Consider the following 25,605-nt stretch of genomic DNA (forward strand, 5'->3'; position numbering starts at 1 on the left):
ATAACATCACTCTATTATATCATAAATTTACAAAGAAAGGGTTAAAAATGACAACAGCCTTGATTTTAGGTTATTCAGCCTTCGACCTTGGTCTCTTTAATGACAAGGATATTCGCGTTGATATTATCAAGACAGCCATTCGGAGAGACCTGGAACGTTTAGCGGAGGAAGGGGTGACCTGGCTTGTCTTTACAGGAACTCTGGGCTTTGAGCACTGGGTACTTCAAGTGGCGAAAGACATGCAAGCAGACTATAGCTTTCAGTTAGCGACCATTTTTGATTTTGAAACCCATGGCAGTAATTGGAATGAAGCCAATAAAATCGAACTTAGTGAGTTTAAGCAGGTTGACTTTGTCAAATATGCCTATCCACAATATGAACATAAGGGACAACTACGCGATTATCAGAAATTCCTGCTGGAAAATACAGATACTTGTTACCTTTTTTACGACGAAGAAAAGGAAACCAAGTTACAGTATTTTTACCAGATGATGAAAAATCAAGAAGGCTATATTACAAAAAGATTAACATTTGAGGATCTGAACGAAATAGTGGAAAATTTTTCCGAAAAGTGAGGCTTTGACCTTGATTTTTGTTTGTCTTTTTTTATATAATAAGAATAGCAATCAAGAATGGAGAGAGAAATGGCAAGTATTATTTTTTCAGCAAAAGATATTTTTGAACAAGAGTTTGGACGTGAAGTTCGCGGATATAGTAAGGCAGAGGTAGACGAGTTCCTAGATGATGTGATCAAGGATTATGAGACTTACGCAGCTTTGGTCAAATCTCTTCGTCAGGAGATTGCTGATTTGAAGGAGGAATTGTCTAACAAGCCACAGGCAAGCTCTACTCAACAAAGTTCTATCGAAGTAACAAGTTCTACTCCAATGACAAATTTTGATATTTTGAAACGATTGAATCGACTTGAAAAAGAAGTATTCGGTAAGCAAATCGTAGACAATTCTGAGTTATAATCAGGTGTCTATTTGATGCAATTTTTGGATAATCGCGTGAAGAGAATCCCTTTTCATGAGGAAAGTCCATGCTAGCACAGGCTGTGATGCCTGTAGTGTTTGTGCTAGGCGAAACCATAAGCCTAGGGACGAGAGATCGTTACGGCAGTCGAAATGGCTAAGTCTTCGGATAAGTCAGAGTAGGCTTGAAAGTGCCACAGTGACGGAGTCTTTCTGGAAACGGAGAGAGTGGAACGCGGTAAACCCCTCAAGCTAGCAACCCAAATTTCGGTCGGGGCATGGAGTGCACGGAAACGAACGTAGTACTCTGACTGCTATCAGTTATAGGCTGCTAGTGGTAGACAGATGATTATCGAAGGAAGTGGTCCTAGTCACTTCTGGAACAAAACATGGCTTATAGAAAATTGCATATAGGTTGGGGCTGAGAACTTTTTCTCAACCTCATTTTTTAAAGTGTACAAAAGAAAGGTCTTACAAGACTGTAAAATGAAAAAAGAATTTAATTTAATCGCAACTGCTGCAGCGGGGCTCGAGGCTGTCGTTGGACGTGAGGTGCGAGAGTTAGGCTATGATTGCCAGGTTGAAAACGGCCGTGTCCGTTTTCAAGGAGATGTGAAGGCAATTATTGAGACCAATCTTTGGCTTCGAGCAGCTGACCGCATCAAGATTGTAGTTGGGAGCTTTCCGGCTAAGACCTTTGAAGAACTTTTCCAAGGCGTTTTTGCTCTAGATTGGGAAAACTATCTCCCGCTCGGGGCATGTTTCCCTATTTCAAAGGCCAAATGTGTCAAGTCTAAACTTCACAATGAGCCTAGTGTCCAGGCTATTTCCAAGAAAGCAGTTGTCAAGAAACTGCAAAAACACTATGCCCGCCCAGAAGGAATTCCCTTGATGGAAGCTGGTCCTGAGTTTAAGATTGAGGTATCTATTCTGAAAGATGTGGCAACTGTCATGATTGACACGACAGGTTCTAGCCTTTTTAAACGAGGTTATCGTACGGAAAAGGGTGGAGCGCCTATCAAGGAAAATATGGCGTCAGCCATTTTACAACTTTCTAACTGGTATCCAGACAAGCCTTTAATTGATCCGACCTGTGGTTCAGGAACTTTCTGTATCGAGGCGGCTATGATAGCTAAAAATATGGCCCCTGGGCTTCGCCGTTCCTTTGCTTTTGAAGAATGGAACTGGGTTAGCGATCGGTTAATCCAGGAAGTTCGCACAGAGGCGGCTAAGAAAATCGATCGTGAGATAGAATTGGATATTATGGGTTGTGATATTGATGCTCGGATGGTTGAGATTGCTAAGGCCAATGCTCAAGCAGCTGGTGTGGCTGGTGATATCACTTTTAAACAAATGCGGGTACAGGACTTGCACTCAGACAAGATCAATGGCGTCATCATTTCCAATCCACCATATGGGGAGCGCTTGTCTGATGATGCAGGAGTTACAAAGCTCTATGCAGAAATGGGGCAGGTCTTTGCCCCACTGAAAACCTGGAGCAAATTTATCCTGACGAGTGACGAAGCTTTTGAAAGTAAGTACGGAAGCCCAGCGGATAAAAAGCGCAAACTTTATAACGGAACCTTAAAAGTGGATTTGTATCAATACTTTGGTCAGCGTGTGAAGCGCCAAGAGGTAAAGTAGAAAGGAAGACAGATGAGTAAAAAAAGACACAATCGTCATAAAAAAGAGCATCAAGAATCCAAATTTGATTTTGACGAGGCGAAAGATCTGACAGTTGGTCAAGTCATCCGTAAAAATGAAGAAGTTGAAGCTGGAGTATTGCCTGAGGACAATATCTTGGATAAATACATCAAACAGCACCGCGAGGAAATCGAAGCCGACAAGTTTGAAACACGTCAATTTAAAAAAGAAGAACTGCAGGAAGCTCAGGCTCAAGAAGAATTGACACAGGAAGTCTCAGAAATCACTGAAGAGTCGGCACCAATCATAGAGGAACCCGAAACAGTTTCAGAAGAAACGGTGTCAGACTCAGTGGAAACTACAAGCTCGGATGTGATTTTGCCTCCTTTGGGAGAGGAAAATCAAGACTTGGAACCGCTTGTGTTGGAAAAGCAAGAGCCGGCAGAGATTGCTGATGAGAAAGAAGGGGAAGAGACAGCTCTACTTTCACGCTCAGCTCAGGCAGAACCCGAAACAGTTTCTAATTCTAAAAAGAAGCGCGTGTTTGTTATCGGTTCAGCCTTGGCAGCAGCCCTTATCTTGGCAGGTAGTTACTATATCTATCGCCAAGTAAATCGCTCCAACCAAGCTATCCAGTCTTCTCAATCATCTTCTAGCAATCAAGAAACACAGGCGGCTCTACAAGAGTTTAATACTCTCTACGATGCTTTTTATACGGATGCTAATAAAACAGCCTTGAAAAATAGTCAGTTTGACAAGTTGAACCAACTCAAGGCTCAACTAGATAAACTCGAAGGTAGCCGAGAGCACACTCTGGCCAAGTCTAAGTATGATAGTTTAGAAGCTCAAATCAAGGCTGTGCAAGAAGTGAATAATCAGTTTGAAACTCCAGCAATTACTGATGGTGTCTTGGATACCAATGCAAAGGTCAAGGCAGATGCTAAATTTACAGAAATTAAAACAGGAAATACAGAGCTAGATAAACTGTTAGATAAGGCCATTAGCCTTGGTAAGAGCCAGCAAACAAGCGCCTCTAGTTCAAGTTCAAGTAGCAGTAGTCAGGAAAGTTCAAGTACAACGACTGATAGCAGTACGAGCAGTTCGTCTGCTTCATCAAGTTCAGCACCTGCCAGCAGACCAGAAAGTGGAGGTTTGTCTAGCGATGGTGTCAATCTTCAAAGAAGTGCTAGTCGTGTACCGTACAACCAATCAGCTGTAGAGGATAGCAACAACCCTGCTTGGACGTTTGCGGATGGTGTATTGGAACAAATCCTAGCAACGTCACGCGTTCGTGGCTATATCACTGGTAATCAATATATCCTAGAACGGGTCAATATCGTAAACGGAAATGGTTATTACAACCTCTACAAACCAGATGGAACCTATCTCTTCACCCTCAACTGTAAGACTGGGTACTTTGTCGGTAATGGAGCTGGTCATGCAGATGATTTGGATTACTAGGAGTCCGTTACAAAATTCTTTCCTTTCATAGGTAAAAATGATAAAATAAAACATATTAAACAAGAGGAGTGTCACATGACAAAAGCTAACTTTGGTGTCGTAGGTATGGCCGTAATGGGTCGTAACCTTGCCCTAAATATCGAATCTCGTGGCTATACAGTTGCCATTTACAACCGTAGTAAAGAAAAAACAGAAGACGTAATTGCCTGCCATCCTGAAAAGAACTTTGTACCTAGTTACGATGTAGAGTCTTTCGTTCAATCTATCGAAAAACCTCGTCGTATCATGCTCATGGTTCAAGCTGGACCTGGTACAGATGCAACTATCCAAGCCCTTCTTCCACACCTTGACAAGGGTGATATCTTGATTGATGGAGGAAATACTTTCTACAAAGATACCATCCGTCGTAATGAAGAATTGGCAAACTCTGGTATCAACTTTATCGGTACAGGGGTTTCTGGTGGTGAAAAAGGTGCCCTCGAAGGTCCTTCTATCATGCCTGGTGGACAAAAAGAAGCTTATGAATTGGTGGCAGATGTTCTCGAAGAAATCTCTGCTAAAGCGCCAGAAGATGGTAAACCATGTGTGACTTACATCGGTCCTGATGGAGCTGGTCACTATGTGAAAATGGTCCACAACGGTATCGAGTATGGTGACATGCAATTGATCGCAGAAAGCTTCGACCTCATGCAACACTTGCTCGGCCTTTCTGCAGAAGACATGGCTGAAATCTTTACTGAGTGGAACAAGGGTGAATTGGACAGCTACTTGATCGAGATCACAGCTGATATCTTGAGCCGTAAAGATGATGAAGGCCAAGAGGGACCAATCGTAGACTATATCCTTGATGCTGCAGGCAACAAGGGAACTGGTAAATGGACTAGCCAATCATCACTTGACCTTGGTGTACCATTGTCACTGATCACTGAGTCTGTATTTGCGCGCTATATCTCAACTTACAAAGAAGAACGTGTACATGCCAGCAAGGTTCTTCCAAAGCCAGCTGCTTTCAAATTTGAAGGTGACAAGGCTGAGTTGATCGAAAAGATCCGTCAAGCGCTTTACTTCTCAAAAATCATTTCTTACGCACAAGGTTTTGCTCAATTGCGTGTGGCTTCTAAAGAAAACAACTGGAACTTGCCATTTGCGGACATCGCATCTATCTGGCGTGATGGTTGTATCATCCGTTCTCGTTTCTTGCAAAAGATCACAGATGCCTACAACCGTGATGCAGACCTTGCAAACCTTCTCTTGGATGAGTACTTCTTGGATGTTACTGCTAAGTACCAACAAGCAGTGCGTGATATCGTAGCTCTTGCGGTTCAAGCTGGTGTACCAGTACCAACCTTCTCAGCAGCTATTACTTACTTTGATAGCTATCGTTCAGCAGACCTTCCAGCTAACTTGATCCAAGCGCAACGTGACTACTTTGGTGCCCACACTTACCAACGTAAAGACAAAGAAGGAACATTCCACTACTCTTGGTATGACGAAAAATAAGTAGGTCTGCCATGGGGAAACGGATTTTATTACTTGAGAAAGAACGAAATCTCGCTCATTTTCTCAGTCTGGAACTCCAAAAAGAGCAATACCGTGTTGATCTGGTTGAGGAGGGGCAAAAAGCTCTCTCCATGGCTCTCCAGACAGATTATGACTTGATTTTACTGAATGCTCGTCTGGGGGATATGACGGCCCAGGATTTTGCAGAGAGGCTGAGTCGGATAAAACCTGCCTCAGTGATCATGGTCTTGGACCATCGCGAAGAATTGCAAGACCAGATTGAGACAATCCAGCGCTTCGCCGTTTCTTACATCTATAAGCCAGTGATTATTGATCAGCTGGTGGCTCGTATTTCAGCGATTTTCCGAGGTCGGGACTTTATCGACCAACACTGTAGTCAGATGAAGGTCCCAACGTCTTACCGCAATCTGCGTATGGATGTAGAACATCATACCGTTTATCGTGGCGAGGAGATGATTGCTCTGACGCGCCGTGAGTATGACCTTTTGGCCACTCTCATGGGAAGCAAGAAGGTCTTGACTCGTGAGCAGTTGTTGGAAAGTGTTTGGAAGTACGAAAGTGCGACAGAAACCAATATCGTGGATGTTTATATCCGTTATCTACGTAGCAAGCTTGATGTAAAAGGTCAAAAAAGCTACATTAAAACAGTGCGTGGTGTTGGTTACACCATGCAAGAATAGAAAAGCAGTTGCAGTTGTGTAACTGCTTTTTTTGAGGAATTCCTATATATTGACATACGGTAAAGTCTTTGCTACAATCAGTTGCGGAGGATACTAAAATGAAATTCTTGAAAAAAATCATGCAAGTCGCACTAGCAGTCTTCTTTCTTGGTCTGTTAGCGACAAGTACAGTATTGGCGGATACCACAGGTGGACAGTTTGTTGATAAGGACAATAGAAAATACTATATAAAAGATGACCATAAAGCGATCTATTGGCATAAAATAGACGGTAAAACCTACTATTTTGATGATGATGGAGAAATGGTAGTCGGTTGGCAATACTTAGAAATTCCTGGGACGGGTTATCGTGATGATTTATTTGATAATCGTCCAGTTTTCGAAATTGGCCTTCAATATAAATGGTACTACTTTGATCAAGATGGGGTTTTACAAGAATTTGTTGGCTGGCAACAATTAGAGGTTAAGGATTCATTAACTGTTGGTAAAAAATATGGTGAAGGCTTTGAAGGTCCAGAAGTTCTTAAATTAGCAAATTATTACTTTAATGAAGATCATTCTTTAAAAACAGGTTGGCTCTACGATCAATCTAACTGGTACTATCTAGCAAAAACAGGTCATTCAGGGAAAGACTACCTTGGTGGTGAAAGACGTGCGGGTTGGATAAACGATGATTCGACTTGGTATTACCTAGATCCAACAACTGGTATTATGCAAACTGGTTGGCAATATCTAGGTAATAAGTGGTACTACCTCCGCTCATCGGGAGCTATGGCAACTAGTTGGATTAAAGATGGTTCGACTTGGTATTATCTAGATGCTAAAAATGGAGATATGAAGACAGGCTGGGCTTATGTCGGTAACAAGTGGTACTATCTCCGTCCATCAGGAGCTATGGCAACTGGTTGGATTAAGGATGGTTCGACTTGGTATTACTTACATGCAAATAATGGTGACATGAAGACAGGTTGGTTCCAGGTCAATGGCAAATGGTACTATGCTTATAGCTCAGGCGCTTTAGCAGTTAGTACAAGAGTGGATGGCTACTACGTCAACTATAATGGCGAATGGGTCCAATAATGAAAGAGGCGATTGTGAAGGAAACAATCGCTTTTTTTGTGAAAATATAATAAAATAGATAGGAGAAAATACTACTGTATGAAAAGTAAGACGGTCTTTTCGTCTAGTTGAAGGAAAACATGACAAAAAAAGTTGGTGTCGGTCAGGCACATAGTAAGATTATTTTAATAGGAGAGCACGCTGTCGTATACGGCTATCCTGCCATTTCTCTGCCTCTCTTAGAGGTGGAGGTGACATGTAAGGTGGTCCCTGCTGAAAGTCCGTGGCGTCTTTATGAGGAGGATACCTTGTCCATGGCGGTATATGCCTCGCTGGAGTATTTGGATATCAAAGAAGCCTGCATTCGCTGTGTGATTGACTCTGCTATCCCTGAAAAACGGGGAATGGGTTCGTCAGCAGCTATCAGCATAGCAGCTATTCGAGCAGTTTTTGACTACTATCAAGCCGACCTGCCTCATGATGTACTAGAAATCTTGGTCAATCGGGCTGAAATGATTGCCCATATGAATCCAAGCGGGTTGGATGCTAAGACCTGTCTCAGTGACCAGCCTATTCGCTTTATCAAGAATGTTGGTTTTACAGAACTTGAGATGAACCTATCTGCCTATTTGGTGATTGCAGATACAGGTGTGTATGGTCACACTCGTGAAGCCATCCAAGTGGTTCAAAGCAAGGGGAAGGATGCTCTGCCGTTTTTGCATGCCCTGGGAGAATTGACCCAGCAGGCAGAAGAGGCAATTAGACGAAAAGATGCTGAGGGACTGGGACAAATCCTCAGTCAAGCGCATTTACATTTAAAAGAAATTGGTGTTAGTAGCCCTGAGGCAGACTCCCTCGTTGAAACGGCTCTGAGCCATGGTGCTCTAGGTGCCAAGATGAGTGGTGGTGGGCTAGGAGGCTGTATCATCGCCTTGGCAACCAATTTGACACACGTACAAGAACTAGCAAAACGATTAGAAGAGAAAGGAGCTATTCAGACATGGATCGAGAGCCTGTAACAGTACGTTCCTACGCAAATATTGCCATTATCAAATATTGGGGAAAGAAAAAAGAAAAAGAGATGGTTCCTGCTACTAGCAGCATCTCTCTGACTTTGGAAAACATGTACACAGAAACGACCTTGTCGCCTCTACCGACGGATGCGACTGCTGATGCCTTTTATATCAATGGTCAGTTACAAAATGATGCTGAGCATGCCAAGATGAGCAAAATCATTGACCGTTACCGTCCGGCTGGGGAAGGTTTTGTCCGTATTGATACCCAAAACAATATGCCTACCGCAGCGGGCTTGTCATCCAGTTCTAGCGGTTTGTCCGCCTTGGTCAAGGCCTGTAATGCTTATTTCAAGCTTGGTTTGAATCGGAGCCAGTTGGCGCAGGAAGCTAAGTTTGCCTCAGGTTCTTCCTCTCGGAGCTTTTATGGACCACTAGGTGCCTGGGATAAGGATAGTGGGGAAATTTACTCTGTTGATACAGACCTGAAACTAGCTATGATTATGTTGGTGTTAGAGGATAAGAAAAAACCAATTTCTAGCCGTGATGGAATGAAACTTTGTGTGGAAACCTCGACGACTTTTGATGATTGGGTTCGCCAGTCTGAGAAAGATTATCAGGAGATGCTTGTTTATCTCAAAGAGAATGATTTTGCCAAGGTTGGGGAATTAACGGAGAGGAATGCCCTAGCCATGCACGCTACGACAAAAACTGCTAGTCCAGCCTTTTCTTATCTAACGGATGCGACTTATGAAGCGATGGACTTTGTCCGCCAGCTTCGTGAGCAAGGGGAAGCCTGCTACTTTACCATGGATGCCGGTCCCAATGTCAAAGTCCTCTGTCAGGAGAAAGACTTGGAGCATTTATCAGAAATTTTCGGTCAACGTTACCGCTTGATTGTGTCAAAAACAAAGGATTTGAGCCAAGATGATTGCTGTTAAAACTTGCGGGAAACTCTATTGGGCAGGTGAATATGCTATTCTAGAGCCAGGACAGTTTGCCTTGATAAAGGCGATACCTATCTATATGAGGGGAGAGATTGCCTTTTCTGATAGCTACCGTATCTATTCAGATCTGTTTGATTTTGCAGTGGACTTGACACCAAATCCTGCCTACAGTTTGATTCAAGAAACAATTGCTTTGGTGAATGACTTCCTCGCTGATCGTGGGCAAACCTTGAGACCTTTTTCTTTGGAAATTCGTGGAAAAATGGAACGGGAAGGCAAAAAGTTTGGTCTAGGCTCTAGCGGTAGTATCGTTGTCTTGGTGATCAAGGCCCTGCTGGCTCTATATGATATTACGGTTGATCAGGAACTCTTGTTCAAGCTGGCTAGCGCGGTCTTGCTCAAGCGAGGCGACAATGGTTCTATGGGAGACCTTGCCTGTATCGTAGCAGAGGATTTGGTTCTCTACCAGTCATTTGATCGAAAGAAGATAGCTGCTTGGTTGGAAGAAGAAAAATTGTCGACAGTTTTAGAGCGTGATTGGGGCTTTTCTATCTCACAAGTAAAACCAGGTCTAGAATGTGATTTCTTAGTGGGATGGACCAAGGAAGTGGCCGTATCGAGTCAAATGGTCCAGCAAATCAAGCAAAACATAAACCAGAATTTTTTAACTTCCTCAAAAGCAACAGTGGCTACTTTGGTAGAAGCCTTGGAGCAGGGGAAGGCAGAAAAAATCATCGAGCAGCTGGAAACAGCCAGTCAACTTTTAGAAGGCTTGAGCTCAGATATTTACACACCTTCGCTGAGACAGTTGAAAGAAGCCAGTCAAGATTTGCTGGCTGTTGCCAAGAGTAGTGGCGCTGGTGGTGGTGACTGTGGCATTGCCTTGAGTTTTGATGAGCAATCAACTGAAACCTTAAAAAACCGTTGGGCCAATCTGGGGATTGAGCTCTTATACCAAGAAAGGATAGGACATGACGACAAATCGTAAGGACGAGCACATCCGCTATGCCCTTGAGCAGAAAAGTTCTTATAATAGCTTTGATGAGGTGGAGTTGATTCATTCTTCCCTGCCTCTTTATGACCTGGATGAGATTGATTTGTCTACAGAGTTTGCAGGTCGAAAGTGGGACTTTCCTTTTTATATCAATGCCATGACGGGTGGAAGCGATAAGGGGAGAGAAATCAATCAAAAGCTGGCTCAGGTGGCAGAAGCCTGTGGGATTTTGTTTGTGACGGGATCTTATAGCGCAGCCCTCAAAGATCTGACAGATGACTCTTTTTCTGTCAAGACTAGCCATCCAAATCTCCTTCTTGGAACCAATATTGGCTTGGACAAGCCTGTTGAACTAGGACTTCAGACTGTAGAAGAGATGAATCCCCTTCTCCTCCAAGTGCATGTTAATGTCATGCAGGAATTACTCATGCCTGAGGGAGAAAGAAAGTTTCGAAGCTGGCAATCGCATTTGGCAGACTACAGCAAGCAAATCCCTGTTCCTATCGTTTTAAAGGAAGTGGGTTTTGGAATGGATATGAAGACCATCGAGAGAGCCTATGAACTGGGTATTCGAACTGTTGACCTGTCAGGTCGTGGTGGCACCAGCTTTGCCTATATCGAAAACCGTCGCAGTGGCCAGCGTGATTACCTCAATCAATGGGGGCAGTCCACTATGCAAGCCCTTCTCAATGCTCAAGACTGGAAAGATAAGGTCGAACTCTTGGTCAGTGGAGGGGTTCGGAACCCGCTTGATATGATTAAGTGCTTGGTCTTTGGAGCCAAGGCTGTGGGATTGTCACGAACCGTTCTGGAATTGGTTGAAACCTACTCAGTCGAAGAAGTGATTAGCATTATCCAAGGTTGGAAAGCAGATTTACGCTTGATCATGTGTGCCCTTAATTGTGCCACCATAGCTGATCTGCAAAAAGTAGACTACATTCTATATGGAAAACTAAAAGAAGCGAATGATCAGATCTAAAGAGGTCGGGACAAGAAACCCGTCCTTTTTTGTATCTCTTTGTCAACCGTAGTGGGTTGATGGAATCTAGCTTGTACGAGCTATTTCTGTCCAATCGCTTTTTCCATCCTCAGACCGAGGTGACTTTTTTGAATTGTGATAAAATAGAAGGGAGAGGATACAGCTATGAAAAAATTTCAAATCTTTTTATTTATTGAAGCCTGTCTTTTGACGGGAGCTCTGATTTTGATGGTATCAGAGCATTTTTCGCGTTTTTTGCTGATTCTGTTCCTCTTTTTGCTCTTGCTCCGCTATTATACAGGTAAAGAGGGCAATAACGTTTTCCTCCTTGTGGCTACCATTCTTTTCTTTTTCATCGTCATGCTCAATCCCTTTGTGATTTTAGCCATCTTTGTGGCAGTTATCTATAGCCTCTTTCTTCTTTACCCAATGATGAACCAAGAAAGAGAGGAGACCGACTTGGTCTTTGAAGAGGTGGTGACGGTTAAAAATGAAAAGAATCGCTGGTTTGGCAATCTCCATCATTTTTCTAGTCACCAGACCTGTCAGTTTGATGATATCAATCTCTTTCGTCTCATGGGCAAGGACACCATTCATTTAGAAAGAGTTATCCTAACCAATCATGACAATGTCATTATCCTTAGAAAGATGGTCGGAACGACTAGGATTATCGTACCTGTAGATGTGGAAATCAGCCTCAGTGTCAACTGCCTCTATGGAGATCTAACCTTCCTCCATCAACCCAAGCGAGCACTTCGTAATGAACACTATCATCAGGAAACCAGAGACTACCTCAAGAGTAACAAGAGCGTCAAAATTTTCCTAACCAGTATGATTGGAGATGTGGAGGTGGTCAGAGGATGAAAAAGCAATCGTATCTGTTAATCGGACTGACTTCTCTCCTCTTTATCCTCTTTTTGACCAATAGTCTGCTTGATATTTTTGAACTAGACTGGTCCTATTTGCTACAAGATATTGAGAAAACAGAAAAGTTAATCTTCTTAGTCTTGGTCTTTAGCCTTTCCATGACCTTCTTTTTTGTCCTCTTTTGGCGTGTGATAGAAGAAGTCTCTCGCAGGAAAATACAGGTCAATCTCAAGCGCTTGTTAGCAGGGAAAGAGGTAATTTCCTTTGCAGATCCAGACTTGGACGCCAGTTTTAAGTCCTTGTCTGGCAAGCTCAACCTCTTGACAGAGGCTGTTCAAAAGGCTGAAAATCAAAGCCTGGTCAAGGAAGAAGAAATCATCGAGAAAGAACGGAAGCGGATTGCACGTGACTTGCACGATACGGTTAGTCAGGAGTTGTTTGCGGCCCATATGATTTTATCAGGTGTCAGTCAGCAGGCTTTGAAGCTGGATAGAGAAAAGATGCAGACCCAGTTGCAAAGTGTTGCAGCCATCCTAGAAACAGCCCAGAAAGATTTGCGGGTCTTGCTCCTACATTTGCGACCTGTTGAGTTGGAAGAGAAGAGTTTGGTTGAAGGAATTCAAATCCTCTTAAAAGAGCTTGAGGACAAGAGTGATCTCAAGGTTAGTCTCAAGCAAAACGTGTCTAAATTGCCTAAGAAGATTGAAGAACATATCTTCCGTATTCTTCAGGAGTTGATCAGCAATACCCTTCGCCATGCTCAGGCATCTTGCCTAGATGTCTACCTCTATCAGACGGATGTTGAATTGCAGCTGAAAGTGGTGGATAATGGGATTGGTTTCCAGTTAGGGAGTTTAGACGACTTGAGTTATGGACTGCGAAACATCAAGGAGCGAGTCGAAGATATGGCAGGTACGGTTCAACTCTTGACAGCTCCCAAACAAGGACTGGCGGTTGATATCCGTATTCCCCTGCTAGACAAGGAATCATAAAGGAGTAGAGATGAAAATTTTACTGGTAGATGACCATGAAATGGTTCGATTGGGCTTGAAAAGCTATTTTGACCTCCAAGACGATGTGAAAGTTGTAGGCGAGGCTGCCAATGGGGCTCAAGGTATTGACTTGGCCTTGGAACTGCGTCCAGATGTCATTGTCATGGATATTGTCATGCCTGAGATGAATGGGATTGACGCGACCTTGGCCCTCCTCAAAGAATGGCCTGAAGCCAAGATTTTGATTGTCACATCTTACTTGGATAATGAAAAAATCATGCCGGTCTTGAATGCTGGTGCCAAAGGCTATATGCTCAAGACTTCTAGTGCAGACGAACTGCTTCATGCAGTTCGTAAGGTGGCAGCGGGCGAGCTTGCTATTGAACAAGAGGTCAGCAAGAAGGTCGAATACCACCGCAATCATATGGAACTTCATGAGGAATTGACTGCGCGTGAACGAGATGTGCTTCAACTCATCGCCAAGGGCTACGAAAATCAACGGATCGCAGATGAACTCTTCATTTCTCTCAAGACGGTTAAGACCCACGTGTCCAATATCCTTGCCAAACTTGAAGTCAGTGATCGCACCCAGGCTGCGGTCTATGCCTTTCAGCACCACTTGGTCGGGCAGGAGGACTTTTAGATGAGTCTTGCAGATTTACTTGAGGAGCTAGAGGTGGCAAAAAATCCTGAGAAAGCAGGCCTCATGGAAGCCTATATGCGTCATCAATTTCCCTTTCTAGGCATTGCAGGTCCGGAAAGAAATGCACTCTATAAAAAGTATTTTCCAAGCGCGAAAAAAACAAGAATTATCGATTGGGATTTTGTAGACACTTGCTGGGAAAAGGAGCCTAGAGAATACCAATATGTGGCTGCCAACTATTTGAAAGCCATGCAGTCTTATCTAACGAAGGACGATTTGCCTAAGCTTGAGCGCCTGGTCGTGACCAAGTCTTGGTGGGACACGGTAGATATCCTAGATCGAGTAGTAGGGAGTTTGGTAGTCGACCATCCGGAACTTGAAGATGTGCTTTTAAAATGGAGCCTCTCAGACAATATCTGGCTGAGGCGAGTCGCTATTGACCACCAGTTGTTAAGAAAAGAGAAAACGAATGTCCAACTGATGGAACAGATCCTGCTCAACAATCTGGAGCAGACAGAATTTTTCATCAACAAAGCCATCGGCTGGGCTCTAAGAGACTACTCCAAGACCAATCCCGAATGGGTAGCACGTTTTATTGAAAAGAATAAGAAAAGAATGGCTGAACTTAGTATCAAGGAAGCCAGCAAGTACCTTTAGCATCGTTGAAAAGCGTATTCATTACTTGAAAAAAGTCGCTCGTTTATGTTATAATAGACTGTATTTAAAAAATTTTAAGGAGAAATGACAGAATGTCTGTATCATTTGAAAACAAAGAAACAAACCGTGGTGTCTTGACTTTCACAATCTCTCGAGACCAAATCAAACCAGAAGTGGACCGTGTATTCAACTCAGTAAAGAAAACTCTTAACGTTCCAGGTTTCCGTAAAGGTCACCTTCCACGTCCTATCTTTGATAAAAAATTTGGTGAAGAAACACTTTACCAAGATGTATTGAACGCTCTTTTGCCAAACGCTTATGAAGCAGCTGTAAAAGAAGCTGGTCTTGAAGTCGTTGCGCAACCAAAAATTGACGTAACTTCAATGGAAAAAGGTCAAGACTGGGTTATCACAGCTGAAGTCGTGACAAAACCTGAAGTTAAATTGGGTGACTACAAAAACCTTGAAGTATCAGTAGATGTAGAAAAAGAAGTCACAGACGCTGATGTTGAAGAACGTATCGAACGCGAACGCAACAACTTGGCTGAATTGGTTATCAAAGAAGGTGCTGCTGAAAATGGCGACACTGTTGTCATTGACTTCGTTGGTTCTATCGACGGTGTTGAATTTGACGGTGGAAAAGGTGAAAACTTCTCACTTGGACTTGGATCAGGTCAATTTATCCCTGGTTTTGAAGACCAATTGGTTGGACACTCAGCTGGCGAAACTGTTGACGTTGTCGTAACATTCCCAGAAGACTACCAAGCAGAAGACCTTGCAGGTAAAGAAGCTAAATTCGTGACAACTATCCACGAAGTAAAAGCCAAAGAAGTTCCAGCTCTTGACGATGAACTTGCAAAAGACATCGACGAAGAAGTGGAAACACTTGACGAATTGAAAGAAAAATACCGCAAAGAATTGACTGCTGCGAAAGAAGAAGCATACAAAGATGCCCTTGAAGGCGCAGCAATCGATAAAGCTGTAGAAAACGCTGAGATCGTAGAACTTCCAGAAGAAATGATCCACGAAGAAGTTCACCGCTCAGTAAATGAATTCCTTGGAAACTTGCAACGTCAAGGTATCAACCCTGACATGTACTTCCAAATCACTGGAACTACTCAAGAAGACCTTCACAAACAATACGAAGCAGAAGCTGAGTCACGCACTAAGACTAACCTTGTTATTGAAGCAGTTGCGAAGGCTGAAGGATTTGACGCTACTGAAGAAGAAATCCAAAAAGAAATCGAACAATTGGCAGCAACTTACAACATGGAAGTTGCGCAAGTTCAAAACTTGCTTTCAGCTGATATGTTGAAACACGATATCGCAATCAAAAAAGCTGTTGAATTGATCACAAGCACAGCAACAGTAAAATAATCTTAAAAGATAAAAAGCCCACCTGATTTGGTGGGTTTTCTGATGGTCTATTTTCCAAAAATTTCTTTGAGGTCTGCGTCGGTAATTCCAATCATGGCGGGGATATTAGACCAGTTTTCCTCGGTGAGGATGTAGGATAGAGGAGAATCCTCTTGATTTTTCGTTTTGCTAGGAGCTGGGCTGGTTTGGTCGGTAGAATCGACCAGATCTTTAAAGCGTTCAATCAGATAGGTCTTACGGGCAGTTCCGATATGTTTGACTGCATAGTCAAAGGCCTGTAATTCGCCTAGTAGGATGAGCTTGCTCTTAGCCCGTGTAATAGCCGTATAGATGAGATTGCGTTCCAGCATGCGCTTGCTAGCACTGGTGATGGGCAGGATGACAACGGGAAACTCACTTCCCTGAGACTTATGGATACTCATAGCATAGGCTAGGCGAATCTTGTACCATTCGTTACGTGGGTAGACGACCTCATTGCCGTCAAAATCAATGACAATCTCGTCTTGTTTAGACTCGGTGTATTTTCCAGGAATCAGGTCTGTGATGTAGCCTAGGTCTCCATTAAAGACATTGACTTCAGCGTCGTTGACTAGGTGAATAACCTTGTCCCCTGTTCGATAGTGGCACTGAGTTGCTTCAAAGCTAACTTGCCCCTTTTGCTGAGGATTGAGCAGGTCTTGCATGAGTTGGTTAATGGCGTCAATACCAGCAGTTCCTCGATACATAGGCGCAAGCACCTGAATATCACGAGCCGGAATGCCACTTCTGAGGGCTGCGCCAAGAATTTTCTCAATGGTAGCTGGGATATGGCCACTAGCGATTTCAAAGTAGGAACGGTCAGGTTTTTTCTGGGTAAAGTCGGCTGGCAAGATGCCTTGTCGAATCTGACTAGCCAAGGTAACGATAGTTGATTCTTCGCTCTGACGGTAAATCCGTTCCAAGCGAGTCTGCGGAATCAGGGGTATCTGGAGCAGATCAGCCAGGACTTGTCCAGGACTAACAGAAGGTAGCTGGTCGCTATCGCCCACGATGAGAATTTTACTGTTAGAAGAGATGTTGGAGAAAAGTTGGTTGGCTAGCCAAGTGTCCACCATAGAAAACTCATCTACGATGATGAAGTCGGCATCCAGATAATCTTCCAGATGACTGGTATCATCGTCTCCCGTCATCCCCAAATGGCGGTGAATGGTCGCGCTAGGCAAACCTGTTAATTCATTCATGCGCCGAGCTGCTCGACCAGTTGGAGCTGCTAGAAGGATAGGCAGGTTGCTTTTTTTTCTGAGGTCAAATCCCTCTAAGAGGGCATAGACAGCGATAATTCCATTGATAACAGTCGTCTTACCAGTACCAGGTCCACCTGTTAGGATAAAGACCTTGTTCTGGATAGCATCGCAGATAGCCTGTTTTTGGATGCTATCATACTCAATACCCAGTTCCTCCTCGACACTAGCGATATGCTTTTGAATGGTTTCTAAATCCTGATTTTTCTGTTTTCCTTTTTCAAGGATACGAACCAAGTGACTGCGAATACCTTCCTCGGCGAAAAAGAGGCTATTGTCAAAGATTTTGGTATCAATCTGCTGAACCTTGTCTTCTTCGATGAGGTAGGAGAGTTCTTGGGCTACTTGGCTGGGATCCAGTTCCACGGGACGGGAAGACTCGAGGAGAGTCAGGGTCTGTTCTAGCAAATCACGGGCTTTCATATAGGTATCACCCGTATCCATACAACCTTGAAAGAGACTGTGGACAAGGCCAGCACGGAAGCGCTCGGGAGCTTGGCTTTCGATGCCTAGTTCGGCGGCTAATTGGTCAGCAATGGTAAAACCCAAACCCTTGATATCCTCAACCAGTTGATAGGGATAGTTTTCGACAATATCCAGCGTTTCTTCCTTGTAAAAGTCTTGAATCTGAAAGGCCAATTTATTAGGAATGCCGTAGTTGGCTAGTTTTGCCAAGACCATTTCTGTCCCATAGTTGAGACGAAGTGTAGAGACGAAAGCCTCACGGTTTTTGGCAGAGAGTCCTGAGATGCTTTCTAGCTTTTCAGGATGCTCCAGAATTTCGTCAATGGTATTTTCACCATAGCAATCCACGATTTTTTGAGCCGTTTTGAGACCAATTCCCTTGAAGTGGCTACTCGAAAAGTACTTAACTAGCCCTTTTTTAGTTGGTTTTGCCCGTTCATAACGGCTGATTTGCAGTTGTTCTCCGTACTTGGAGTGTTGAACGATTTGTCCCCAAAAGGTGTAGTCTTCCCCTTCAATCACGTCAGTCATAGTTCCTGTAACGATGATTTCAAAATCGTCAAAGTCCTCCGCATTGGTATCTTCGATATCTAGGAGGAGAATGCGATAAAAATTGCTGGGATTTTCAAAAATAATCCGTTCAATAGTGCCTGAAAAATAAACTTCCATAGATTTCCTTTTTGATAGAAAAAGAGCTGGGATAGAGCTTTCAGTTAGGCTTTCCTTGGATTTGGGACTTGGTACAAGATATTGCCAAGTTGCAATCTAATCCTAAAAGCTAACTCAAAAAGACTATCGCAGCATCTAGTTGCTGGTTTTAAAAAATTCCGATACGGTTGAGTGGCCAGAAACGGAATTTGGCTTCTCCTTTGATTTGACTGGCTTTAAAGGTTCCGACATGGCGACTGTCACTGGAAACCAAACGGTCATCTCCAAGGAGGAGGTACTCACCCTCGGGTACGGTAAAGCTGAAGCTGGTGTTGAAATTCACATCGACAGTAAAGGCTTGAGCTTTCTGGGCTAGACTTCTAAAATAGACTCCCTTATCCCCTTCAAAGCCTTTCCCCGAATAGGCGTTTTGCAGTTTATCATTTTTAAACTGTTGGAGGTAGTCTGCTAGGTAAGGTTCGTCAGTTTCTTGATTGTTGATAAAGAGCTTGTCGTTTTCGTAGCGAATGGTATCTCCGGGCATGCCGATGACGCGTTTAACGATGTCTTTATTTCCATCATCTTCATGGGCAACTACAATGTCAAAGCGGTTAATAGGGAGGTGTTTGACGACAAAAAGAATCTCTCCATCAGCTAGGGTCGGATCCATAGAGTGTCCTTCCACGCGGACATTGGTCCATAGAAAGAGACGACTGAGACCAACTAGTATAATGATGAGGAACGTAAGTCCCCACTCTTTTAGAAATGTTTTAAAATAATTCATAATTTACCTTTCCAGAAGTGCTTTGGCTTTTTCAGTATTTTTAAAATGAAGCTTGGCACAGAAGTTGAGCCCTTTCATGCCATAGGCTTGAAGGATTTTGCTAGCAACCTTATCAGATGCAGTTCCAGCGCCACTTGGCAGTTGATAGCCTAGTTCTCGTCCAAGATTTTCCAAGCTTTCGAGGAAGAGATCTCGCGCGATGATGGAGCTAACTGCAACAGCTAGGTATTTTCCCTCGGCTTTTTCTTCCAAGCTGATCTTGTTTGGGAAACGATTGGCTTCTTGGGTCAAGTACTTGTCATAGTTTTTAGGACTTGTAAAAGCATCAATGACGATTCTTTCTGGCTGGACTCCTTTTTGAAGAAGGAGAAAGATAGCCTGATTGTGAAGGGCAACTTTTACAGAAACAGCATTGTAACGCTCTCCGATAACTTCGTTGTACTTGCTCGGTGAAAGGAGGAGCGCTTGGTGCTGGACCTTTTCTTTAAGGATAGGGGCGATCTGACGAATCTTTTGGTCTGTCAGGGTTTTTGAATCTCCCACGCCCAGTTCTCGCAAGAAGTCGTGCTGGTCAGGTGTCACAAAGGAAGCCACGACAGCAAGCCCACCAAAGTAGGAACCATTTCCCACCTCATCAGTCCCAATAATAGGAAAATCTTGTCCACTTTTTTCTTGTTGAACTTGGTAACCAAAGAAACTGGCGTATTGCTCAGCCATTTCGCCCTGCAGGAGGAGTTTTCCAGAAGTATAGACGGAAACCGTTGCCTGAGGCAGTCTCAAAAAATAGCGAATATAAGGATTTTTACTAGGACTGAGAGCCTTCTGATACTGACTTAAAAAGCTCTGAATTTCCTGTTCACTTGGTGTGAGTGTGATACTTGCCATAGTCTCTATTGTACCACAAAAGCAGGAGAATTGGTAAAAACTGACAAAGTTAGCGAAATTTGGTATAATATCGTGAGGTGAATTTTATGGCAAATCTAAATCGATATAAGTTTACATTCGGAAAAAAGACATTAACCTTGACAACCGAGTATGACAACCTCTTTATGGAGGAAATTGCCAAGGTTGCGACTGAAAAATACCAAGCAATTAAAGAACAAATGCCTGGGGCAGATGATGAAACCGTTGCCCTCCTTTTAGCGATTAACAGCCTATCGACGCAGCTTAGTCGTGAGATTGAGTTTGACGATAAGGAGCAGGAGCTTAAAGACCTTCGAAATAAGCTAGTGGCAGTCAAACAAGAACAGAGCAAGATTGAGGACTCCCTATGATTTCGATCCTTCTCTTACTAGTTCTAGTTTGGGGTTTTTACATCGGCTACCGTAGAGGTTTGGTGTTGCAAGTTTATTATTTTCTCGTTGCAGTGATTTCAGCCTTTATTGCTGGGAAGTTTTATAAATCACTGGGAGATCAACTTCACTTGCTTGTCCCTTATGCCAATCCTCAGGAAGGACAGGGTACCTTTTTCTTCCCTTCAGGTCAGCTTTTTCAGCTAGACAAGGTCTTTTATGCGGGGATAGCCTACCTTCTAGTTTTCGGAATTTGTTACACTATCGGACGTTTTATCGGTTTGTTCCTACACTTGATTCCAACTAAAAAGCTAGATGTCAAATGGTTTCGTATCGGAGCAGGCCTATTGTCGCTATTGGTAACCTTATTTGTCTTGCAAATGGCTTTGACCATTCTTGCAACGGTGCCTCTGGCAGTCATTCAAAATTCACTTGAAAAAAGTATCGTAGCTAAACACATCATCCAAAGTGTCCCTTTCACGACAAACTTTATCAAACAACTCTGGGTGACAAATTTAATCGGATAAAAAGGGCGGGATTTTTCCTAGCCCTTTGTTTACAGATTGGACGACTAGGGTCGGGTAAAGTTCAAAAACCTCTAGGCGCTACAATCTTGTAAACCAGCATACAAGGAAAAAATATGAATACAAAAATACTAGAAACCTTAGAATTTAATAAAATTAAGGTCTTGTTTGAACCTCATCTCCTGACAGAACAAGGCCTAGAGGAGCTAAAAGGCTTGGCTCCAACTGCCAAGGTGGATAAGATCAAACAAGCCTTTACAGAGATGGAGGAAATGCAAGCCCTATTTGTGGAGCAACCTCACTTTACCATCCTAGCGACACGTGAGATTTCAGCTGTTTGCAAGCGTCTCGAAATGGGGGCAGACCTCAATATCGAGGAGTTCCTGCTTCTCAAACGGGTCTTGCTTGCTAGCAGAGAATTACAAAGTTTTTATGTCAATCTCGAAAACGTACGCTTGGCACAGTTGGCGAGATGGTTTGAAAAACTGCATGATTTCCCACACTTGCAAGGGAGTCTCCAAGCCCTAAATGATGCAGGATTTATCGAAAATTTTGCCAGTGAAGAGCTAGCACGCATCCGTCGGAAAATCCATGATAGTGAGAGTCAAGTTCGAGATGTCTTGCAAGACTTACTCAAGCAAAAAGCTCAGATGTTGACCGAAGGAATCATTGCTAGCAGAAATGGCCGTCAGGTTTTACCTGTCAAGAACACCTATCGTAACAAGATTGCAGGTGTTGTTCATGACATCTCTGCCAGCGGAAACACGGTCTATATCGAGCCACGTGAGGTCGTGAAACTGAGCGAAGAAATCGCTAGTTTGCGAGCAGACGAACGCTATGAGATGATTCGCATCCTACAGGAGCTCTCAGAACGGGTCCGCCCTCATGCTGCTGAGATTGCTAATGACGCTTGGATTATCGGCCATTTAGACTTGATTCGTGCCAAGGTGCGTTTCATTCAAGAAAGACAAGCAGTCGTTCCTCAACTTTCAGAGAACCAAGAGATTCAACTCCTTCATGTTCGCCATCCTTTGGTCAAAAATGCTGTTGCAAACGATGTACACTTTGGTAAAGAATTAACAGCCATTGTCATTACAGGTCCCAATACTGGTGGGAAGACCATCATGCTCAAAACCTTGGGCTTGACTCAACTCATGGCCCAATCTGGATTGCCCATTCTAGCTGATAAGGGAAGCCGTATTGGTATTTTCGAAGAAATCTTCGCCGATATCGGGGATGAGCAGTCTATAGAGCAAAGCTTGTCTACCTTCTCCAGCCACATGACCAATATCGTAGATATTCTTGGCAAGGTCAACCAACATTCGCTCTTATTGCTAGATGAGCTTGGGGCTGGTACCGATCCGCAGGAAGGTGCGGCGCTTGCTATGGCTATTCTGGAGGATCTTCGTCTACGTCAGGTCAAGACCATGGCGACGACCCACTATCCAGAGCTCAAGGCCTACGGTATCGAGACAGCCTTTGTGCAAAATGCCAGCATGGAGTTTGATACAGCCAGCCTGCGTCCGACCTATCGCTTTATGCAGGGAGTTCCTGGTCGAAGCAATGCCTTTGAAATTGCCAAACGTCTGGGCTTGTCAGATGTCATCGTAGGAGATGCCAGCCAGCAGGTCAACCAAGATAATGATGTCAACCGTATCATTGAACAATTGGAAGAGCAGACGCTTGAAAGTCGCAAACGCTTGGACAATATCCGTGAGGTGGAGCAAGAAAACCTTAAGATGAACCGAGCGCTCAAAAAACTCTACAACGAACTCAACCGTGAAAAGGAAACTGAGCTCAATAAGGCGCGTGAACAGGCTGCCGAGATTGTGGAACTCGCTCTAAATGAGAGTGACCAGATTCTCAAGAACCTCCACAGTAAGTCTCAACTCAAACCCCATGAAATCATTGAAGCCAAGGCAGATCTGAAAAAAATGGCTCCTGAAAAAGTTGACTTGTCTAAAAACAAGGTCCTTCAAAAAGCCAAGAAAAAACGAGCTCCAAAGGTGGGAGATGATATTGTGGTTCTCAGTTATGGCCAACGTGGAACCTTGACCAATCAACTTAAGGATGGTCGCTGGGAAGCCCAAGTTGGTTTGATCAAGATGACCTTGGAAGAGAAAGAATTTGACCTTGTTCAGAACCAACAAGAAGCCCCAGTCAAGAAAAAACAAGTCAATGTTGTCAAACGAGCTTCTGGTCGTGGTCCGCAAGCCAGACTGGATCTTCGTGGCAAACGGTACGAAGAGGCCATGAATGAGCTGGACGCTTTTATCGACCAAGCCCTGCTCAATAACATGGCGCAAGTCGACATCATCCATGGTATCGGAACAGGCGTCATCCGTGAGGGCGTCACCAAATACCTGCAAAGAAACAAGCATGTCAAGAGTTTTGGCTATGCTCCACAAAATGCTGGAGGCAGTGGTGCCACCATTGTAACCTTTAAAGGATAGAGAGAAGAAGGAGTCAACCTTTCTGGAAAAAGAAATGAAAACTAAAAATTTTCATAGAAAACATTGACAAAGGCTAACTTTTCTTGTAAAATAATAAAAAATTAAATACCAACACCGAATGAAGTTTAATAGAAGTGGAGAAAGGTTTGTTTTCCATGACTGTAAATGGACGGAACTCTGGAGAGACCGTAAAGGCACCGAAGGGGCAAGGCAGGCGACTGCTCAAACTCTCAGGTAAAAGGACAGAGCTAAGATAGATTGCTTTTTAGCATTTATCTAGGCATTCCAGAGTACATGTATCTTGCATGTGCTCTTTCTTTTGGGGTTGAAAGATAGGAGAAGGATATGTTAGAATTGCTAAAAGCGCTTGATGCTTTCGTTTGGGGGCCTCCCCTCTTGATCTTATTGGTCGGAACGGGTATCTATTTGACCATCCGACTAGGCCTTTTGCAGGTGGCTCGTCTCCCTAGGGCCTTTCAGTTAATTTTCACCAAGGACAAGGGACATGGCGATGTGTCGAGCTTTGCTGCTCTCTGTACAGCTCTAGCCGCCACCGTTGGTACGGGAAATATCATCGGGGTCGCGACAGCCATCAAGGTTGGTGGACCAGGCGCCCTCTTTTGGATGTGGATGGCGGCCTTTTTTGGGATGGCAACCAAGTACGCTGAAGGCTTGCTGGCAATCAAATACCGTAGCAAGGATGCAAATGGAGCTGTAGCTGGAGGCCCCATGCACTACATCCTTTTGGGGATGGGAGAAAAGTGGCGTCCACTTGCTATCTTCTTTGCCCTAGCGGGTGTATTGGTAGCCCTTCTAGGGATTGGTACCTTTACCCAGGTCAATTCGATTACAGAATCCATTCAAAATACAGCCCAAGTTGATCCAGCTATCACAGCTCTGATTTTATCCATTTTTGTAGCGATTGCCGTCTTTGGTGGACTCAAATCCATTTCAAAGGTTTCGACAGCAGTCGTTCCTTTTATGGCTATTGTCTATATTTTAGGGACTCTTACAGTTATTCTCTTTAATATCGAGAAAATCCCAGCCACACTTGCCCTCATCTTTACTTCAGCCTTTAGTCCAGCTGCTGCCGTAGGTGGTTTTGCAGGTGCCAGCATTCGGATGGCTATCCAGAATGGTGTGGCGCGAGGAGTCTTCTCTAACGAATCTGGTCTTGGTTCAGCTCCGATTGCAGCGGCTGCAGCTAAGACTAATGAGCCTGTAGAGCAAGGCTTGATTTCCATGACAGGAATCTTTATTGATACTTTGATAATCTGTACTCTGACAGGTCTGACAATCTTGGTAACTGGTGTTTGGAGCGGAGATTTAAATGGTGTTGCCTTGACCCAGTCAGCCTTTTCAACAGTTTTTTCACACTTTGGACCTGCCCTCTTGACCATCTTCCTTGTACTCTTTGCCTTTACGACGATTTTAGGTTGGAACTATTATGGAGAGCGCTGTTTCGAGTTTCTCTTCGGTGTTCGTTTTATCTGGCTTTACCGTGTAGTCTTTGTAGTCATGGTCTTGTTGGGAGGATTTATCGAGTTGGATATGGTTTGGATTATCGCAGACATCGTCAATGCCCTGATGGCTTTACCAAACTTGATTGCCCTCTTAGTCTTGTCGCCAGTCGTCATTGCTGAGACTAAAAAGTATTTTAAACACTAACCCAATCACACTTTTAGTGTGATTTTTTTTCATTTCATAGACATTTTCTATCAAGGCGATTGAAAATATATATTATTCAAGGGGGAAATTCTATGATAGACTAAATGACAATAAAATGAAAAGAGGTTTCTTATGACAACATTTACCATCCACACAGTAGAATCAGCACCAGCAGAAGTGAAAGAAGTTCTTGAAACAGTACAAAAAGACAACAATGGCTATATTCCCAACCTAATCGGTCTCTTGGCCAATGCCCCTACCGCCCTTGAAGCCTACCGAACTGTCGGAGCCATCAACCGTCGCAATAGCCTAACCCCAGTTGAGAGAGAAGTGGTGCAAATCACAGCCGCCGTAACCAATGGTTGTGCTTTCTGCGTGGCAGGTCACACCGCCTTTTCGATCAAACAAATCCAGATGAATGATGATCTTCTCCAAGCCCTCCGCAACCGTACTCCAATCGAGACAGATCCTAAGCTAGATACTCTAGCCAAGTTTACCTTGGCAGTCATCAATACCAAGGGTCGTGTAGGAGATGAAGCCTTGGCTGAATTCTTAGAAGCCGGCTATACGCAACAAAATGCCTTAGACGTAGTTCTCGGTGTCAGCCTAGCCAGCCTTTGCAACTATGCCAACAACCTAGCCAATACGCCAATCAATCCAGAATTGCAACCTTATGCCTAGTTCG

Annotated in this window: 24 protein-coding genes, 1 other RNA gene and 1 riboswitch; of the genes, 22 read left to right on the plus strand and 3 right to left on the minus strand. The window is 43.7% G+C overall.

Annotated features, from left to right (window positions below; all coding sequences use genetic code 11):
- The first annotated feature begins 47 nt into the window (after positions 1 to 47).
- The 17 genes from EJF26_RS09000 to tig all read left to right on the plus strand — a co-directional run bounded on the left by EJF26_RS09000 (position 48) and on the right by tig (position 15,806).
- Positions 48 to 575, plus strand: a complete 528-nt coding sequence (locus EJF26_RS09000; RefSeq protein WP_000205314.1) for an SLOG family protein — start codon at positions 48 to 50, stop codon at positions 573 to 575.
- A gap of 69 nt (positions 576 to 644) precedes the next feature.
- Positions 645 to 974 carry a cell division regulator GpsB gene (gene gpsB, locus EJF26_RS09005; RefSeq protein WP_000146526.1) on the plus strand — a complete coding sequence of 110 codons (330 nt, stop codon included), beginning with the start codon at positions 645 to 647 and terminating at the stop codon, positions 972 to 974.
- A 20-nt stretch (positions 975 to 994) separates the two neighbouring features.
- An RNA gene (gene rnpB, locus EJF26_RS09010) (RNase P RNA component class B) lies at positions 995 to 1,376 on the plus strand.
- An 84-nt stretch (positions 1,377 to 1,460) separates the two neighbouring features.
- Positions 1,461 to 2,618, plus strand: a complete 1,158-nt coding sequence (locus EJF26_RS09015) for a THUMP domain-containing class I SAM-dependent RNA methyltransferase (protein ID WP_000711364.1) — start codon at positions 1,461 to 1,463, stop codon at positions 2,616 to 2,618.
- Between the two features lie 12 nt (positions 2,619 to 2,630).
- Positions 2,631 to 4,079 carry a cell division site-positioning protein MapZ gene (mapZ, locus tag EJF26_RS09020; protein WP_000039118.1) on the plus strand — a complete coding sequence of 483 codons (1,449 nt, stop codon included), beginning with the start codon at positions 2,631 to 2,633 and terminating at the stop codon, positions 4,077 to 4,079.
- Between the two features lie 75 nt (positions 4,080 to 4,154).
- Positions 4,155 to 5,579, plus strand: coding sequence for an NADP-dependent phosphogluconate dehydrogenase (gndA, locus tag EJF26_RS09025; protein ID WP_000158801.1), 1,425 nt, complete (start codon positions 4,155 to 4,157; stop codon positions 5,577 to 5,579).
- 11 nt (positions 5,580 to 5,590) lie between these two features.
- A complete protein-coding gene (locus EJF26_RS09030; RefSeq protein WP_000518003.1) occupies positions 5,591 to 6,280 on the plus strand; it encodes a response regulator transcription factor in 690 nt (229 codons plus the stop codon).
- A 98-nt stretch (positions 6,281 to 6,378) separates the two neighbouring features.
- Positions 6,379 to 7,359: a cell wall-binding repeat-containing protein gene (locus EJF26_RS09035; protein ID WP_000670350.1), complete on the plus strand. Its 981-nt coding sequence runs from the start codon at positions 6,379 to 6,381 to the stop codon at positions 7,357 to 7,359.
- 119 nt (positions 7,360 to 7,478) lie between these two features.
- Positions 7,479 to 8,357: a mevalonate kinase gene (gene mvk / locus EJF26_RS09040; RefSeq protein ID WP_000163310.1), complete on the plus strand. Its 879-nt coding sequence runs from the start codon at positions 7,479 to 7,481 to the stop codon at positions 8,355 to 8,357.
- Positions 8,339 to 9,292 carry a diphosphomevalonate decarboxylase gene (gene mvaD, locus EJF26_RS09045; protein WP_000373464.1) on the plus strand — a complete coding sequence of 318 codons (954 nt, stop codon included), beginning with the start codon at positions 8,339 to 8,341 and terminating at the stop codon, positions 9,290 to 9,292. Before mvk ends, mvaD begins: the two co-directional genes overlap by 19 nt.
- Positions 9,279 to 10,286: a phosphomevalonate kinase gene (locus EJF26_RS09050; protein ID WP_000562386.1), complete on the plus strand. Its 1,008-nt coding sequence runs from the start codon at positions 9,279 to 9,281 to the stop codon at positions 10,284 to 10,286. The genes mvaD and EJF26_RS09050 overlap by 14 nt, the downstream gene beginning before the upstream one ends.
- Entirely contained in the window at positions 10,270 to 11,271 is a 1,002-nt protein-coding gene (fni, locus tag EJF26_RS09055) for a type 2 isopentenyl-diphosphate Delta-isomerase (RefSeq protein WP_000210643.1), read from the plus strand. The genes EJF26_RS09050 and fni overlap by 17 nt, the downstream gene beginning before the upstream one ends.
- A 165-nt stretch (positions 11,272 to 11,436) precedes the next feature.
- Positions 11,437 to 12,135: a cell wall-active antibiotics response protein LiaF gene (gene liaF / locus EJF26_RS09060; RefSeq protein ID WP_000714486.1), complete on the plus strand. Its 699-nt coding sequence runs from the start codon at positions 11,437 to 11,439 to the stop codon at positions 12,133 to 12,135.
- The gene (locus tag EJF26_RS09065; RefSeq protein WP_000744934.1) at positions 12,132 to 13,130 is read left to right on the plus strand and encodes an envelope stress sensor histidine kinase LiaS; all 999 of its coding nucleotides are present in this window, start codon (positions 12,132 to 12,134) and stop codon (positions 13,128 to 13,130) included. The genes liaF and EJF26_RS09065 overlap by 4 nt, the downstream gene beginning before the upstream one ends.
- A gap of 10 nt (positions 13,131 to 13,140) precedes the next feature.
- Positions 13,141 to 13,773 (plus strand): response regulator transcription factor, encoded by a 633-nt coding sequence (locus tag EJF26_RS09070; protein WP_000698446.1) that lies wholly within the window; start codon positions 13,141 to 13,143, stop codon positions 13,771 to 13,773.
- A complete protein-coding gene (locus tag EJF26_RS09075) occupies positions 13,774 to 14,430 on the plus strand; it encodes a DNA alkylation repair protein (protein WP_000050042.1) in 657 nt (218 codons plus the stop codon).
- Positions 14,431 to 14,522: 92 nt separating this feature from the next.
- Positions 14,523 to 15,806, plus strand: a complete 1,284-nt coding sequence (gene tig / locus EJF26_RS09080) for a trigger factor (protein WP_000116512.1) — start codon at positions 14,523 to 14,525, stop codon at positions 15,804 to 15,806.
- 47 nt (positions 15,807 to 15,853) lie between these two features.
- Here the strand turns inward: tig and recD2 are convergent, their stop codons facing one another.
- The 3 genes from recD2 to rnhC form a co-directional block, all read right to left on the minus strand.
- Positions 15,854 to 18,220, minus strand: a complete 2,367-nt coding sequence (recD2, locus tag EJF26_RS09085; RefSeq protein WP_000454466.1) for an SF1B family DNA helicase RecD2 — start codon at positions 18,218 to 18,220, stop codon at positions 15,854 to 15,856.
- Positions 18,221 to 18,368: 148 nt separating this feature from the next.
- Positions 18,369 to 18,983, minus strand: coding sequence for a signal peptidase I (gene lepB, locus EJF26_RS09090; protein ID WP_001105831.1), 615 nt, complete (start codon positions 18,981 to 18,983; stop codon positions 18,369 to 18,371).
- Positions 18,984 to 18,986: 3 nt separating this feature from the next.
- Positions 18,987 to 19,868 (minus strand): ribonuclease HIII, encoded by an 882-nt coding sequence (gene rnhC / locus EJF26_RS09095; RefSeq protein WP_000146904.1) that lies wholly within the window; start codon positions 19,866 to 19,868, stop codon positions 18,987 to 18,989.
- 86 nt (positions 19,869 to 19,954) lie between these two features.
- Between rnhC and EJF26_RS09100 the strand changes: the two genes are divergently transcribed.
- From EJF26_RS09100 to EJF26_RS09120, 5 genes are all read left to right on the plus strand, one after another.
- The gene (locus EJF26_RS09100) at positions 19,955 to 20,257 is read left to right on the plus strand and encodes a cell division protein ZapA (protein WP_000002029.1); all 303 of its coding nucleotides are present in this window, start codon (positions 19,955 to 19,957) and stop codon (positions 20,255 to 20,257) included.
- Complete coding sequence (locus tag EJF26_RS09105; protein ID WP_000623544.1) at positions 20,254 to 20,802, plus strand: CvpA family protein; 549 nt, start codon at positions 20,254 to 20,256, stop codon at positions 20,800 to 20,802. Before EJF26_RS09100 ends, EJF26_RS09105 begins: the two co-directional genes overlap by 4 nt.
- Positions 20,803 to 20,915: 113 nt before the next feature.
- Positions 20,916 to 23,252: an endonuclease MutS2 gene (locus tag EJF26_RS09110; RefSeq protein WP_001092933.1), complete on the plus strand. Its 2,337-nt coding sequence runs from the start codon at positions 20,916 to 20,918 to the stop codon at positions 23,250 to 23,252.
- Positions 23,253 to 23,419: 167 nt separating this feature from the next.
- Positions 23,420 to 23,508, plus strand: a riboswitch (glycine riboswitch).
- An 89-nt stretch (positions 23,509 to 23,597) separates the two neighbouring features.
- Positions 23,598 to 24,920, plus strand: a complete 1,323-nt coding sequence (locus EJF26_RS09115; protein WP_000891451.1) for an alanine/glycine:cation symporter family protein — start codon at positions 23,598 to 23,600, stop codon at positions 24,918 to 24,920.
- 132 nt (positions 24,921 to 25,052) lie between these two features.
- Positions 25,053 to 25,601 (plus strand): carboxymuconolactone decarboxylase family protein, encoded by a 549-nt coding sequence (locus EJF26_RS09120; RefSeq protein ID WP_000206774.1) that lies wholly within the window; start codon positions 25,053 to 25,055, stop codon positions 25,599 to 25,601.
- Positions 25,602 to 25,605: the final 4 nt, after the last annotated feature.

Source organism: Streptococcus oralis subsp. dentisani (assembly GCF_007475365.1).
In the GTDB taxonomy this organism is placed as follows: domain Bacteria; phylum Bacillota; class Bacilli; order Lactobacillales; family Streptococcaceae; genus Streptococcus; species Streptococcus mitis_AX.

Coding starts and splice junctions, on each gene's coding strand:
- EJF26_RS09000 (WP_000205314.1), top strand. CDS start 48: ATGACAACAGCCTTGATTTTAGGTTATTCAGCCTTCGACCTTGGTCTC.
- gpsB (WP_000146526.1), top strand. CDS start 645: ATGGCAAGTATTATTTTTTCAGCAAAAGATATTTTTGAACAAGAGTTT.
- EJF26_RS09015 (WP_000711364.1), top strand. CDS start 1,461: ATGAAAAAAGAATTTAATTTAATCGCAACTGCTGCAGCGGGGCTCGAG.
- mapZ (WP_000039118.1), top strand. CDS start 2,631: ATGAGTAAAAAAAGACACAATCGTCATAAAAAAGAGCATCAAGAATCC.
- gndA (WP_000158801.1), top strand. CDS start 4,155: ATGACAAAAGCTAACTTTGGTGTCGTAGGTATGGCCGTAATGGGTCGT.
- EJF26_RS09030 (WP_000518003.1), top strand. CDS start 5,591: ATGGGGAAACGGATTTTATTACTTGAGAAAGAACGAAATCTCGCTCAT.
- EJF26_RS09035 (WP_000670350.1), top strand. CDS start 6,379: ATGAAATTCTTGAAAAAAATCATGCAAGTCGCACTAGCAGTCTTCTTT.
- mvk (WP_000163310.1), top strand. CDS start 7,479: ATGACAAAAAAAGTTGGTGTCGGTCAGGCACATAGTAAGATTATTTTA.
- mvaD (WP_000373464.1), top strand. CDS start 8,339: ATGGATCGAGAGCCTGTAACAGTACGTTCCTACGCAAATATTGCCATT.
- EJF26_RS09050 (WP_000562386.1), top strand. CDS start 9,279: ATGATTGCTGTTAAAACTTGCGGGAAACTCTATTGGGCAGGTGAATAT.
- fni (WP_000210643.1), top strand. CDS start 10,270: ATGACGACAAATCGTAAGGACGAGCACATCCGCTATGCCCTTGAGCAG.
- liaF (WP_000714486.1), top strand. CDS start 11,437: ATGAAAAAATTTCAAATCTTTTTATTTATTGAAGCCTGTCTTTTGACG.
- EJF26_RS09065 (WP_000744934.1), top strand. CDS start 12,132: ATGAAAAAGCAATCGTATCTGTTAATCGGACTGACTTCTCTCCTCTTT.
- EJF26_RS09070 (WP_000698446.1), top strand. CDS start 13,141: ATGAAAATTTTACTGGTAGATGACCATGAAATGGTTCGATTGGGCTTG.
- EJF26_RS09075 (WP_000050042.1), top strand. CDS start 13,774: ATGAGTCTTGCAGATTTACTTGAGGAGCTAGAGGTGGCAAAAAATCCT.
- tig (WP_000116512.1), top strand. CDS start 14,523: ATGTCTGTATCATTTGAAAACAAAGAAACAAACCGTGGTGTCTTGACT.
- recD2 (WP_000454466.1), bottom strand. CDS start 18,220: ATGGAAGTTTATTTTTCAGGCACTATTGAACGGATTATTTTTGAAAAT.
- lepB (WP_001105831.1), bottom strand. CDS start 18,983: ATGAATTATTTTAAAACATTTCTAAAAGAGTGGGGACTTACGTTCCTC.
- rnhC (WP_000146904.1), bottom strand. CDS start 19,868: ATGGCAAGTATCACACTCACACCAAGTGAACAGGAAATTCAGAGCTTT.
- EJF26_RS09100 (WP_000002029.1), top strand. CDS start 19,955: ATGGCAAATCTAAATCGATATAAGTTTACATTCGGAAAAAAGACATTA.
- EJF26_RS09105 (WP_000623544.1), top strand. CDS start 20,254: ATGATTTCGATCCTTCTCTTACTAGTTCTAGTTTGGGGTTTTTACATC.
- EJF26_RS09110 (WP_001092933.1), top strand. CDS start 20,916: ATGAATACAAAAATACTAGAAACCTTAGAATTTAATAAAATTAAGGTC.
- EJF26_RS09115 (WP_000891451.1), top strand. CDS start 23,598: ATGTTAGAATTGCTAAAAGCGCTTGATGCTTTCGTTTGGGGGCCTCCC.
- EJF26_RS09120 (WP_000206774.1), top strand. CDS start 25,053: ATGACAACATTTACCATCCACACAGTAGAATCAGCACCAGCAGAAGTG.